The organism is Shewanella sp. 3_MG-2023, from assembly GCF_030548765.1.
Classification (GTDB): domain Bacteria; phylum Pseudomonadota; class Gammaproteobacteria; order Enterobacterales; family Shewanellaceae; genus Shewanella.
This window is the reverse complement of sequence record NZ_JAUOSH010000010.1, coordinates 125,322-139,197: the sequence shown is the minus strand read 5'-3', so window position 1 is coordinate 139,197 and position 13,876 is coordinate 125,322. Positions and strand designations below refer to the sequence as shown.

Here is a 13,876-nt window from a genome sequence, read left to right as displayed (position 1 = left end):
ACCAGTATTCAACGTCGCATTAATTCTGCTATAAACGGTGAGCAACCAAAAGCGTTGCTTCCCTTTGTAGGTAATGAGAGATTGAACATGCCTAAGGGATTAATGTATAGCGTAAAAGATTACATCGTGCTGGTTGAAGATACTGGGCGAATTATTCGTGATGATAAACGTGGCGCCATCAGCGCGAGTAGCCAGGACATTCTTAATAGGCTGAACATTCCTGCTGAAAACTGGTTAAAAATCACCACTGAGTTTGGCGCTTTATTTAAAGGTGCGGTGGGGGCATTACCTGCATTAACAGACTATTGTGAGCATTTAGACCTAAAACGACGACAAGGCGCAGCTAACTGTCAGCGCTGGTTGTGCGCTTAATACATCATTTCTTCATTTCAAATAAAAGCATTTCCCACTTTTTTCTGCTGGATTGAATTTAGTTTATGAGTTAATTTTGGCGATTAATGATGAAATATTCAGTCCTTTGACAGGGATCGTCCATCAGTAAATGAATGTAGGTGTTGGCAACTCAAAACGAAAGGCGATATGTTATAACTTCAAAATAATGGGTGGCTTTGTTAATTAATTTTTGGTGATTAATGATGAAGTATTTAGTCTTTTGGCTGGAATAATCACATCAGTTAATGAATGTAGGTGTTAGCAACTCAAATCGAAAGGCGTTATGTTATAACTTCTAAATAATGGGTGGCTTTTTAATTAACATTTTAATTAACAATGGGTGGCTTTTTAATTAATTAGATTTTAGCAACTCACTTGCGTGTTGTTGACTGGCTTGGCTGGCGTTTAGAAATAAAGAAACGGCCTTGCAGTGAACAAGGCCGTGAAGTTAAATCAGAGAAATGTGTGTTAGCTGATGATTAGTAGTAGGCAAAAAAGTTAATCCACAAGGCATTTACGATATCGATAAAGAAACCACAGACCAGCGGTAAAATAATAAAGGCCCGATGGGCGGCGCCGTGTTGTTGGGTTACAGCCGTCATGTTCACGATGGCTGTTGCCGTGGAGCCTAATGTCACCCCCCCAAATCCGGCACAAATCACCGCAGCTTCGTAATCTTTACCCATGGCTCGAAACACCACAAAAATCGTGTAAAGCACCGACATCAGTACTTGTAGACCAATGATCACGAGGATGTAGAAGAAGCTGCCTTCTAGCTCCCATACCTTTAAGCCCATTAAGGCCATGGTTAAGAACATGCCTAAACAAATATCTTGAATTAATGTCAGGCCTTTTTCACCATCACGTACATTATTTAATAATTTAGTACTGTTCTTTCGTAATACGTAAATCTTTAAGCTGTTCCCAATAAGGATACCGGCTAACAAGCAGGCCACAAACATGGGTAATTTTAAACCTAAATCGGTTAAGGCTGCATTGATGAAATGCCCCCCGATAAGGGATAAATTTAAGAATAACCAAGCCCTTAAAACACCAAAGTAATCAACTTGTAGCCCTTTGTCACCGTCTTTGTGAGTGGTACCTATATCCAGTTCGCTATCATGGTTACCGGTTAGTTTATGGCGTTTCATTAAATAAGCAGCAATGGGACCGCCAACCGAACACGCTGCAATTAAGCCTAAGGTATTGGACGCAAGTCCTAGCTCTAAGGCATTGGCAATACCCAAATCGTTAACAAAGGTTGGGCCCCACGCCATTGCGGTGCCAACTCCCCCAGTGAGTGAAATTGAGCCAGACATTAAACCCGCCTTGGGGTCAAAGCCAAATAGCGTGGCAACACTGATGCCTAACAGGTTTTGCAAAAAAATGTATAAACCGGCAAGCAGCAATAGTACTAATAAAGGTTTCCCCCCCTTGATAAGGGTGGCAAAGTCGGCTTTTAGGCCAATCCCCGCAAAAAAGTAGAGCAATAGTATATCGGCCACGTCTAGTTCAAATTGAACTTGGATATTAAAGGCGTAATACAAAATACCGACGATACTGGCGCAGAAAAAGCCGCCAACGACTGGCTCTGGAATACTATACTTTTGCAATACAGCACTTTTGGAAATGATGAATTTCCCCATAAATAAAGCAGTGATAGCCAAAGTAAAAGCCAGAAAGGCTTGAACTGGGACCAGTTGCTTAGCTGCTTCATGAATTACATTTGGTTCCATTGGAGAGTTTATCCTTGTCAAAAAAAGGTCGATTGTACTCAATTTTACTGAGTTAGCCCAATCGGGTTACTGTATTCTAGATTGTCTGGCTAAAAGGGCAAAGGAGTAACAGTGACGAGTTATGCATATTCCTCTGCATACACTGAGCTTTACACTTGTATGGTTGATAATGCATTGCGGGCTTATTTTGTGATTGTGTTAACAATAACATGGCCATATATGGACGCTCCCGGTGAGTCAAGACAATAGTCTGCCTACCGAAGGCTTTTGACCTTGGTTTTCTTCTAAACTATTCACACTTGCTGTTGTTATTGATGTCACTCATGTACCGCTTAAAGTGGTTGTACTGCCATATATACGGGCTTAACAGTGTAGCTGTGCCCCTAATGAATTCCGTACCACTGCGCCGTTTAATTGTGAAACACCCATTCGGATTAAGTTCATCCTTGGCCTTTTCTGGCTTACATTGGTTGGACTGAGCCATTACTTCATCGTTTACAACAACCCTGGTGAGTTATGAATGTGCTATCTCGCCACTCATATCACCCACTCGGGTTAAATACCCTTGGCCAGACCGAGCTGTGCAAGATAGCGACAACGGTTTTAACATGCAACATGATAGGCACCATACTGAGGCTGATACGGGGTTTTGTTTTTGCGGTAATATCCACATCAACCTTGCTAAGCGATGGGCTGTAGCCACCACAGTACAACACATGGTTTTTCGAGTCCTAAGCTGGTTTATCCACATGCTTAAGTCATCTTGTTTTTTGCTTGCGTGGCTAACGACGGTTCTTGCGCCGTGTATCAGTTGCTTACGCAGATAGCCGTCACCTCGCTTGGTTATTCCTGAATGGACGCTTTTAGTACCTGAAGCAAATTGTTTTGGGGTTAACCCCAACCAGACAGCCAGTTCTTTTGGGCTATTAAAGGTTTGACCTGAGCCGATTGAAGCCGCAAAAGCGGAAGCGATAATAGGTCCTACAGCTGGAATGCTGAGTAAAATACTGCCATTAGGATCTTGCATGGCAAGTTGTTCTATCAGTGAGTTAATTTGTTTCAGACGTTTGGTCAATACTTGATACTCGTCCCAGAAATCATTCGCCATCAGCTTAATTAACGGGCGTTGATGGTCATCATTCATAATGTCCCACATTGCCAGCTCAAACGCGCTATAGCCTTGAGGGAAGCAGATGCCAAAATCAACTAATACGCCACGAATTTGACTTGTACAGGCGGTTCTTTGTCGAACTAAGCGCTCTCTGACTCGATGAAGCATTAATACTTCCTGTTGCTCTTCTGTTTTTACAGGGACAAAACGAATATGGGGTCTCAAACTGGCTTCAAAAATAGCCATGACATCATTTTTGTCGTTTTTATTGCCACGGACAAAAGGAGTCACATGCTGTGGGGGTATGAGTTTGACGTGAAGCCCCATACTGTTGAATTTTCTTCCCCAGTAATGTGCAGAATAACAAGCTTCAAATGTCACATCACAAGGCGGTTGAAGCTGCATGAACTCGACAAGTTGAATACGGTTAAGTCGTTTATTAAAAAGCTGTTTAGCGTGTACATCCATGCCGAGAACGTTGAAGACATTTTTTGCCAAATCGATAGCAATAGTGGTAACTTTCATAGTGGACGCTCCTTATGTAACTGAATGGTTCAACATCAGTTTGGCGCATTGACGCCGGAATAGGGAGCGTCCATCTCATCACCCATTTTAATTGGCTATTGTATTTTACGCTGAGGTAGGTGCAGTAATTCTCGGTGGAATTAGGAGAAGATGACAAAATAAAAAGGTATTAATGCCACTGCATTAATACCTTTTTGTTGCTTTAACCCTAACGCTTGTCAGCGTTGGCACTGAAGCCTATTAAAGCTTAACCATCAATTTGCCTTTGTTGGCACCAGAGAAGAATAAGTTCAATCCGTCAATTGATGACTCTAAGCCATTAAGTACATGGGCGCGGTGTTTGATTTTACCTTGCAGTACATAAGGGGTGAGCTTAGCCAATAAGCTTGGCACTTCACCAAAGTGATCTGGCATTGTGAAGCCTTGAATCGTGAGGCGTCTTTTTAAAATGTTCATCCAGCTAGGGCCAGGTGCTGGTGTTTGGCTGCTGTAGTCAGCAATTAAACCACAAACCATGACACGGCCATGTGGGTTCATTTTATCGATAATTAGGCTTTGGATTGGGCCTGCGGTATTTTCAAAGAATAAGTCGATGCCATTTGGGGCACATTGTGCAAGTTTGGCTTCAAGATCATCGGTTTTGTAGTTAATGGCTGAATCAAAACCAAGTTCATTGACAATCCAATCTGCTTTTTCATCACTACCAACTACCCCAATAACCGTTAGGCCATCTGCTTTAGCAAGTTGACCAACAATTGAGCCAACAGACCCCGCAGCGCCGGTAACAATAATGGTTTCGCCAGCTTTGGGCTTACCGACATTAAATAGGCCTTGAGTGGCGGTTAATCCCGGTAGCGCAAATACAGACAGTATTGCTTCGTCTGGTAATGGCGCATCAACTTTGTTTAAGCCTTGACCATTACTGTGAAAATATTCTTGCCAGCCCATCATGCCCATCACGCGATCGCCAACTTTAAAATCGGGGTGATGGCTTTCAACGACTTCACCGACACCGCTACTGCGCATTACTTCACCTAAGTTCACTGGCGGAATATAGCTGTCAGTATCAGGTTGCATCCAACCAAACATGGCAGGGTCTAATGACATATGATTTTGTTTTACTAAAATCTCGCCTGGGTTCACGGTTGGCATTGGCTTTTGTACCACTTCAAAAATATCAGCGGTGATTGGGCCACCTTGTGGACGCTTTACTAAGTTGATGGCGGTAAATGTGCTCATTGTTGTTCCTTGTCTTTATTTTTATCAATTTTGCTATTGAATGCATTATTGCTTTTCTTTTTGATAAGATATAGTAGCTAAAAAGCGATACTTTATTGCTTTAAAAACAATAATGAGGCTTTGATGGATCAATTACGGGCGCTTAAATATTTTGTGAAAGTGGTGGAGTTAGGCAGCTTTACCCAAGCGGCTAAGGCTTTTTCAGTGCCGGCATCATCATTATCAAGACGGGTTGCAGATCTTGAAAACTCCCTTGGGGCGACGTTATTAAAGCGTTCAACCCGCGCCGTCAGTTTGACTGAGATTGGCCGAGAATATTATCAGCAAGTATCAAGCTTGCTAAATCAGCTTGAACAAAGCAATGAGGCGGTGAGAAGTTATCAAACTGAACCTATGGGGAAATTGCGCATTAGTGCCATGGTTGGCTTTGGTCGTGAAAAGCTGTTGCCATTGATGGATGAGTTCTCAAGGTTATATCCCAAAGTGATTTTAGATATTGAGCTCAGCGATGAACTGTCGTCTGTTGGACGTGATGATGTGGATATTGCCATTCGTGGTGGTTATGCCCCTAATGATCGCGTAGTGGCGATAAGGTTAATGGACAACCAGTTTGTACCAGCAGCGACCCAGCAGTATCTAGCGGACTATGGCGTACCTTTACACCCAAATGAGCTTAAACAACATAAAGGCTTATATTATCGCTCGCCAAAAGGCCGCGTGCCGTGGCTAAGTAAAATTAATGGCCAGTGGCATGATGTATCAGCCCCTGTTGAGGCGATCAGTAATGCTGGTGAGTGGTTAATCGATAAAGCGCTGCAACATCAAGGCATAGTGATGATGCCGCGCTGGGTGCTAGCACCATTTTTTGAATCTAATCAGCTGACTGAATTACAGTTTGAGCCGCCATTATCAGCCAGTCAAAGTGATGATTTCGGGGTATATCTTATTTATCAAAAGCAGCGCTATCATGTCCCTAAGGTCAAAGCGGCGGTAGATTTTTTAGTGGCTAGGATTAAACACGCTAAATAACTTAGTTTATGTAATATTAAAAGCAGCTAGCATGTTTAAATATTGGCTGTTATGACAGTGTCTACATCAAGAGTATCATTAGTAATGATTGCAACACCAACAATAGTAACCACAAGGCTGACGCTCCGCGCTTTTCAAGCCGATGATTTAGAAGCATTTGTAGCTTATCGAGCCGATCCTGTGATTGCGCAATATCAAAGCTGGGATGATTATCAGCTCGAAGATGCCAAGGCGCTGTTTACCAGTATGGATTATGGTTTGTTTGGTGTTGCTGGTAACTGGTTTCAGCTAGCTATTGTCGATAAAAGCCAACAGCTAGTAGGCGATGTAGCAGTGCATTTTGTCGACGATATGCAGATGGAGCTTGGTTTTACCATAGCGAGAGAGTATCAGCAGCAAGGTTTTGCTACTGAAGCACTGGCAGCAGTGATTGATTATTTGTTTGTCAGCTTAAACAAACATCGCATAACGGCGATAACTGATGCCGAGAACCTAGCATCAATAGCGTTACTAGAAAGGCTTGGATTTCGAAAAGAGGCCCATTACTTAAAGAATATATTTTTTAAAGGGAAGTGGAGCGATGAGTGCGGCTTTGCACTGTTGCAACAGGAGTATTTTCAGCAGTCTTAATAACGGTATTTATCACAATCGTTATTGTTGTCGCTATCGGTAGAGTGTGGTCGATAACTCAAATCTAAACCTGAGCTTTAAAAGCAAAAAGTCAGCACAAAGCTGACTTTTTTATTGGTAATTCGATTTTACTCACTAGGGCGAACAGTTGTGTGATTAGTTTCTTTTTTTCCATTTAAATAAAATCGAGTACTTCCATAAGCTCTTAATCACAAAGAAACCGATAAAGGCAAATATTGCACCGAGTATAATGCAACCCAGTAAAAATGGCGGCCCTACGGTACTGATAGAGCTTTCAACCCATTGCCAGCTGGCTTCAAAATTGAAATGAGCAGTGTTATGGCCAAGAATTTTTGCTCCTAAAATATAGGCAGCATAAAACATAAATGGCATGGTAAACGGGTTTGTTATCCAAACTAATGCCACTGCCAATGGGATATTGACGTTAAAAAATATCGCCATGCCTGCAGCAATAACCATTTGAAAAGGAAATGGTAACCAAGCGACAAATAAGCCCACCGCAAAGGACCCCGGAGCCGATTTTCGGTTGAGGGTCCATAAATTTGGTTTATCCAGCAAACCACCAAAAATACGTAAATATTTATTGTTACGTAAAGTCTCAGGCTTCGGCATAAATTTTTGTAATAATTTTTTTGGCATATATGCGATTACTGTCTTTAATTAACCGATGATAAATCGATTTGTTTATGGATTTTGCGCTAGCGTCCTATTTAGCAATTTATTGCCAAGTTTATTTCCAATATCGCTAGCGGTTTTAATGTTTGTTATTGGGGTACTCACGTTAAAGAGGTGGCCATTCATCAGTGGCTGCCTTTTAGGTGTCTTTTGGGTTTCCATTTGTTTTTATTCATTATTTTCACATCAAGAAGCTGAACATCCAGTCAGAAAACAATTTAAGGCACAGATAGTATCACTAGTTAGCAAAAACAGCGACTGGATAAGCTTTAATGTTGTTTTACTATCAGCGCAACATTCGCTTTACAAGCGATACTATAGACTTAATTGGCAACAAGCGCCTGAGGTAAAAGTTGGGCAGGTATGGGCGTTTGACGCCAGAATGAAGCCCATTACCAGCCCGATTAACCAAGGTGGTTTTAATCAACAAAAATATTTATTAAGCCAACACATTGTCGCAAAAGGCAGTGTTAAACAGTCACAGCTTATCGATTATAAATTGTCTTTAAGGCAAAGAGTAATTAGTGATTTCAAACCGAAATTACAACATTTAAGCCATTATCCCATCATTAATGCGTTGTTGTTTGGCGATAAAACTGACATTTCTACCGAGCAATGGCAGGCGTTAAGATCAACGGGCACAGGTCATTTAGTTGCGATTTCAGGGTTACATTTATCTGTAGTGTTTGGTCTTAGCTGGAGTTTATTTAGGCTGTTATTGTTAAATTTCATGGCAACATCCTCTCGGCGTAATCTCATCTTGGCGGTATTAATGGCAGCAATGGTTGCTGCAGGTTATGGTTATTTAGCTGGGATGGCTATATCCACTCAGCGGGCATTGATGATGCTGTTAATGATTGTGTTGCTAACCGTATTTAGACAACACGCCTCGACTTGGCAGCGCTTGATATGGGCGTTATTTGCGGTGTTGGTATTTGACCCTTTTGCCAGTTTAAGTGCTGGTTTTTGGCTTAGCTTTAGCGCATTGGCAATCATATTATTTACCATTGACTACCTTGGGGTTAAATCGACTGCTGAGATAAACGCCCGGCAACTGAGTAGTGCTAGCTTGTCAGTTGATAATGAAGATCTGCAAGATGATAGATTAATGGCGCGAGGCTTACGCCGTTTAAGTCAGCTTAAGTCGAATCTGATGCATTTTTTTAGCAGTTTCTGGGCGATTCAATGGCGACTATTTATCGGTCTTGGACTCGTGCAAGCACTATTATTTGGTAGTGTGTCAATCCACAGTATTTGGATTAACTTTTTGATGGTGCCTTGGTTTAGTGTAGTTGTAATACCTTTATGCATAGTGGCTTTAGGCTTTAACAGTGTCTTTATGTTGTTACCTGTGCCCGCGGTTATGAGCGACACTTTGATTAACGCATTATTGTGGCTTGCTGATCACAGTCTGATTCCATTTTATTATCTGCTAAGCCTAAGTGAGCAATTACCCTTAGCCCAATTTCACCTTTCTGATGCGCTGACTGTAAGTTTACTGTTACTTGCTGTTGGTCTGTTTCTATTTAAGTGGGCCAGCGACATACATTGGCGAGTATGCTTTGGATTAATGGCGCTGCCTTTTATGTTTCAGATGTATGACGTTACCAAAACCAATGCTCAACCCATGGTGACTAACCTTTTGTGGCAAATGCATGTATTAGATGTGGGTCAGGGCATGGCGGTGTTATTACAACAAGGCCATAAAGGTATACTTTACGATACTGGCGCAGCCTATGGTGACAGTTTTAGTTACGCCCAAAGAGTGGTGATTCCGACATTAATGGCCAAAGGTGTGACTGAGCTTGATTATTTAATTATCAGCCATGACGATAATGACCATGCTGGTGGGGTAGATGAGCTGGTTAAACACTTTAATAAGGTGACAATGATTAGCAACATCGATAAATATCGACAAGCTGATATGACACCTGAGGTTTTGCTTGGACAACAGCTAGTCGATGATACCCAAAAGCTGCAGCAATGTGATGAGAGAACATTTAATTGGTTTAATTTAGCCATTACTTTAACCAGTAACATGGCAGCAAAAAGTGATAATAACCAGTCTTGTGTTGTGCATATTGATGATGGCAATAAGAGTGTTTTACTGGCCGGTGATATTGAGAAACAAACTGAACAGCGGCTGATACAAAGCGGCTCTTTACTGGATGCTGATATCCTACTTGTGCCACATCATGGCAGTCGTACTTCATCGTCTGCAGAGTTTATTGCGGCCGTTAATCCCAGCGAGGCAATTTTTACTGCGGGTTTTGCTAATCAGTATGGTTTTCCTAAACATGACGTTGTTGAGCGCTATAAAACCCATGGTGTTACCACGCTTGTCAGTGGCGAAACAGGCCAGCTTAGTATAGATTTTAAACGTCAAAGTTATAAAATTCGACCGTATCGTACAGTTATTGAGCCATTTTGGTATAACAACTTGTTTAGATTTGGTGTCCAAGTTAAACCAGAGTAGAATACGCCTTTGTTAGCAATTCGAGTATTAATGTAATCAATGACAACAACTAATAACGAAATGTCGAGCGTCTTTAAGCGCCTTCTAACTTATCTTGTCCCAATGAAAGGGATGTTTCTGTTAGCTGTATTGGCATTATTGACCTACGGCTTGGTTGACGCTGCATTCATTTACTTCATCAAACCATTTATTGACGAAGGCTTTAGTCAAACTCCGTCAGTGGTCGCGGGCGTAGAAGTGCCGAGTCACGGCGGCTTTAATTCCAATAACAATATTATGATCATGGCACCGCTAGTGGTTATTGGAATGTTTACCCTACGTGGCTTAGCCAATTTCGTGTCGACTTATTGTGTATCTTACATGAGCTCGAGATTAATCATGGATATGCGTCAGCAAGTGTTTGAGCATTATTTGCGTTTGCCTGTAAGCTATATCGATCGCGAAAATAGTGGTAACCTCATTTCTCGAGTGACCTTTGATACCGAACAAATTGCCCGTGCATCAGGCAGTGCGTTAATCTCTATTGTACGTGACTCTATTACCGTCATTGGTATGTTAGCTATCATGTTCATCTATTCTTGGAAACTTTCCATGTGCATCCTAGTCATTGGCCCATTAATGGGGATAGTGATTAGCGTTGTGAGTAAGCGTTTCAGAAAAGTCTCTAAACGCATCCAAGCAGCCATGGGCAATGTCACCGCAACCACTGAGCAAATGATTAAAGGTCATAAGAATGTGTTGGCGTTTGGTGGACAAAAGACTGAAGTCGAGCGCTTTCAAAAAGTTAATGAGGGTAACCGCAAGCAAAATATGAAACTTGCTGTAGCTCAAGCCGTTAGTCAACCGGTTATTATGATCATCGGTTCATTTGCGTTAGCGTTTGTATTGTACGCCGCCACATTCCCAAGCTTGAAAGCCGATTTAACCGCAGGCACATTTGCGGCCATTTTGGGCGCGATGATGGCAATGCTTCAGCCGATTAAAAATTTAACCCGTGTGAATGCTGAATTTCAACGTGGTATTGCCGCATGTACCACAGTTTTTGAGCTGCTAGATACAGCACCTGAAGCCGATACGGGTGAATTTGAAACTCAGCGCGTTAAAGGTAATTTAAAATTCAATAACGTTACCTTTAGTTATCCTGAGCAAGAAAAACCAGCCTTAACTCATGTTGATTTTGAAGTGAAGCAGGGTAAAACCATTGCCCTTGTTGGACGCAGTGGTTCGGGTAAATCAACCATTGCCAGCTTAATCACCCGTTTCTATACCGGCGTGTCAGAAGGGCAAATTACCTTAGACGACGTTGATATTTATGATTACAAATTAAAGTCATTACGTAATCAGGTGGCGTTAGTATCACAACAAGTTACTTTATTTAACGACACTATAGCTAATAACATTGCTTATGCTTATCCAGGTGAAGCCACTCGCGAACAAATTTTACAAGCTGCAACCCTAGCTCATGCGATGGAATTTATCGAAAATTTACCTGAGGGGTTAGATACTCAGGTGGGTGAGAATGGCGTATTGCTGTCGGGTGGCCAACGTCAACGTATTGCTATCGCTCGGGCGATGTTGCGTGACGCGCCAGTATTAATATTAGATGAAGCAACATCAGCCCTTGATACTGAATCAGAAAAAGCGATTCAGCAAGGTCTTGATAACTTGCGCCATAATCGTACCTCGATTGTGATTGCCCACCGTTTATCAACCATTGAAAGTGCTGATGAGATTTTAGTTATCGATCAAGGCCAAGTAGTTGAGCGTGGTACTCACAGCGACTTAGTGGCAAAAGAGGGCATGTACGCTAACTTATATCAAATGCAATTTGGTAGTTAAATGCAGGCGTTAGTCAATAAAATTTGGTACCAAGGACACCGCGCTAAGTGGTTATTATTACCACTGAGTGCACTATTTGGGTTGATATCCAGTGTCAGGCGCTGGGCATTTAAACTTGGTTTTAAACAAGCGCAAGTATTGGATGTCCCTGTGGTGATTGTTGGCAATATTACCGCTGGTGGCAGTGGTAAAACCCCAACGGTTATTTACTTGATTAACTTATTACGTCAGCAAGGCTTCACCCCTGGGGTGATCAGTCGTGGTTATGGTGTCAATATTGATGGGGTAAAAACCGTCAAAGCAACCGATAACGCCGCAGATGTGGGTGATGAACCAGCAATGATTGTGGCTCGAACACAAGTTCCTATGGTGGTCGGGGCGAAACGCATTGACGCTGCAAAACAGTTACTGAGTGAAACCAATGTAGATGTGATTATTAGTGATGATGGCTTACAGCATTACGCGCTTGCACGTGATATTGAGATCAATATTGTTGATGGTCAGCGCCGTTATGGTAATCAATGTTTAATACCTGCAGGCCCGTTACGTGAAGGTTTATGGCGTTTAAATAGCATTGATTGGGTATTAAATAATGGCGGTGTAGTGCAAGGCAATGAAGTCGCGATGAGTTTAACGCCAGCAGCCCTTAAGCCTGTAAAACCCAATTCAACTCAGCAATGGCAACCACAAGCTGCTATTGCAATGGCAGGTATTGGTAACCCTCAACGTTTTTTTGACAGCTTATCATTGCAAGGGTTTAGCCTTGCTGAGACTAAAGCTTTTGAAGATCATCAAGCATTTGATGAAAATGAACTGAAACAGCTCTCAAAGCAGCATCCATTGATCATGACCGAGAAAGATGCGGTTAAATGTCGCGATTTTGCACAAGATAACTGGTGGTATTTGCCTGTAAATGCGAAGCTTAATACTGAATTTGATACCGCTTTTTTGAATAGACTTAACCAAGTCATAAAAGATAAACAAGGAAACCTCCATGGCGTTCGATAAAAAATTACTTGAGATTGTGGCTTGCCCTGTTTGTAAGGGTAAATTAGAATTCGATAAAGAAGCCGACCAATTGATTTGTAAAGCAGATAAATTAGCTTACCCAATTACTGAAGGTATTCCAGTGTTGCTGGAAAATAGAGCTGAGCCAATCGAGTCGTAATTTGATTGTTATCGAAAAAGCGCCTTAATGGCGCTTTTTTATGGCTGTTTATATCCTAGTTTGCATCACTATATTGCGCTGATAAATACAGTGTTAGCAGCCAATATAGGAAAGTTTTACGCTATTTTTTCAGTCCTTGATAAAGAGTATCAATCCATTTTTCTTCGGATATGAAATTCCAGCTCCAATTTTTCCATTTCTTATGCATTCCTTTCGCTTGAATATTGGCTAACGAGTGGCCTTCTTGGATATTCTTGTTCATCCAATTAATGGAATGATCCAGCATATGCTTAAATTTCATGAGATCATCTTTATTAGCAAGTGCACCATGACCTGGGATCACTTGGGTGTCATTATCCATTGATGCGAGTAATTTAGCGACATTGTCACGATAGCCAAGTACAGATCCGCCGCCCTTTAAATCAATATATGGAAAACGGTCTTTAAAAAACAAATCCCCCATGTGCACAATGTTGGCATTTTTCCACATCACAACACTATCCCCGTCAGTATGGCCAGGCCCGAGGTGCTTCACCACCAAAGTATCCTTGTTAAAATGAATTGATATATCAGTCGCGTAGGTGACAACAGGTAGTGCAGATTTTGGCGTATCTTTATCGGCGCTGAGCCGAGTTAGTACATTGTCATGGGCAAAAATAATCGCTTGCTCACCAAAGTGGGCATTACCCCCAGTATGATCCCCATGATAGTGGGTATTGATGACATACTTGGGGCTGCCGGGCTGGATTTTATTTAATGATTGGCTAATTTTGTTCGCCAGCGGCGCAAATTGATCATCGATTATCAATATGCCATCACTGCCGGCTGACACGCCAATATTACCGCCAGATCCCACAAACATATAAGCAGTGTCACTGAGTTGTGTTGAGCTAATTTGTACATCTTTGAAGCGGTCATCATCAGCCACAGCGCTAGATGTTATTAGTGATAATGCCAGTAAACTTGTTTTAATTTTATGCTTCATTTGTCGTCCTTTAATGTAAAGCGCCTCATTAATCGCTTAATGTTGCGCT

The 13,876-nt window shown here is 41.8% G+C and carries 10 protein-coding genes and 2 pseudogenes; 7 read left to right on the top strand and 5 right to left on the bottom strand.

Annotated elements, in window-relative coordinates; translation table 11 throughout:
- Window positions 1-372, top strand: a pseudogene (locus Q4591_RS08055) (transposase); the annotation flags it as partial.
- Window positions 373-872: 500 nt separating this feature from the next.
- On the opposite strand, the gene gltS reads toward Q4591_RS08055, so the two are convergent.
- The 3 genes and pseudogenes from gltS to Q4591_RS08040 all read right to left on the bottom strand — a co-directional run bounded on the left by gltS (window position 873) and on the right by Q4591_RS08040 (window position 5,004).
- Window positions 873-2,129 (bottom strand): sodium/glutamate symporter, encoded by a 1,257-nt coding sequence (gene gltS, locus Q4591_RS08050; protein ID WP_076537419.1) that lies wholly within the window; start codon window positions 2,127-2,129, stop codon window positions 873-875.
- 603 nt (window positions 2,130-2,732) lie between these two features.
- A pseudogene (locus Q4591_RS08045) lies at window positions 2,733-3,765 on the bottom strand (IS110 family transposase).
- Window positions 3,766-4,005: 240 nt separating this feature from the next.
- The gene (locus tag Q4591_RS08040; RefSeq protein ID WP_076537421.1) at window positions 4,006-5,004 is read right to left on the bottom strand and encodes an NADP-dependent oxidoreductase; all 999 of its coding nucleotides are present in this window, start codon (window positions 5,002-5,004) and stop codon (window positions 4,006-4,008) included.
- Window positions 5,005-5,127: 123 nt separating this feature from the next.
- On the opposite strand from Q4591_RS08040, the gene Q4591_RS08035 reads away from it, so the two are divergent.
- Together Q4591_RS08035 and Q4591_RS08030 are read left to right on the top strand one after the other, a co-directional pair.
- Window positions 5,128-6,033 carry a LysR family transcriptional regulator gene (locus tag Q4591_RS08035; protein ID WP_303460406.1) on the top strand — a complete coding sequence of 302 codons (906 nt, stop codon included), beginning with the start codon at window positions 5,128-5,130 and terminating at the stop codon, window positions 6,031-6,033.
- An 84-nt stretch (window positions 6,034-6,117) separates the two neighbouring features.
- The gene (locus tag Q4591_RS08030) at window positions 6,118-6,663 is read left to right on the top strand and encodes a GNAT family N-acetyltransferase (protein ID WP_303460403.1); all 546 of its coding nucleotides are present in this window, start codon (window positions 6,118-6,120) and stop codon (window positions 6,661-6,663) included.
- 156 nt (window positions 6,664-6,819) lie between these two features.
- On the opposite strand, the gene Q4591_RS08025 is transcribed toward Q4591_RS08030, so the two are convergent.
- Window positions 6,820-7,323, bottom strand: a complete 504-nt coding sequence (locus Q4591_RS08025) for a DUF2062 domain-containing protein (protein ID WP_102438323.1) — start codon at window positions 7,321-7,323, stop codon at window positions 6,820-6,822.
- 28 nt (window positions 7,324-7,351) lie between these two features.
- Between Q4591_RS08025 and Q4591_RS08020 the strand changes: the two genes are divergently transcribed.
- From Q4591_RS08020 to Q4591_RS08005, 4 genes are read left to right on the top strand one after another with little or no spacing between them, the layout of a single operon-like run.
- On the top strand, window positions 7,352-9,835 hold the full coding sequence (locus tag Q4591_RS08020) for a DNA internalization-related competence protein ComEC/Rec2 (protein WP_303460400.1): 2,484 nt from the start codon (window positions 7,352-7,354) through the stop codon (window positions 9,833-9,835).
- A 39-nt stretch (window positions 9,836-9,874) separates the two neighbouring features.
- A complete protein-coding gene (gene msbA, locus Q4591_RS08015; RefSeq protein WP_102519644.1) occupies window positions 9,875-11,674 on the top strand; it encodes a lipid A export permease/ATP-binding protein MsbA in 1,800 nt (599 codons plus the stop codon).
- Window positions 11,675-12,682 (top strand): tetraacyldisaccharide 4'-kinase, encoded by a 1,008-nt coding sequence (lpxK, locus tag Q4591_RS08010; RefSeq protein WP_102476206.1) that lies wholly within the window; start codon window positions 11,675-11,677, stop codon window positions 12,680-12,682.
- Window positions 12,669-12,842, top strand: a complete 174-nt coding sequence (locus Q4591_RS08005) for a Trm112 family protein (RefSeq protein WP_076537432.1) — start codon at window positions 12,669-12,671, stop codon at window positions 12,840-12,842. Before lpxK ends, Q4591_RS08005 begins: the two co-directional genes overlap by 14 nt.
- Window positions 12,843-12,963: 121 nt before the next feature.
- Here Q4591_RS08005 and Q4591_RS08000 read toward each other — a convergent pair whose 3' ends face one another.
- Window positions 12,964-13,827, bottom strand: a complete 864-nt coding sequence (locus Q4591_RS08000; RefSeq protein WP_076537435.1) for an MBL fold metallo-hydrolase — start codon at window positions 13,825-13,827, stop codon at window positions 12,964-12,966.
- Window positions 13,828-13,876: the final 49 nt, after the last annotated feature.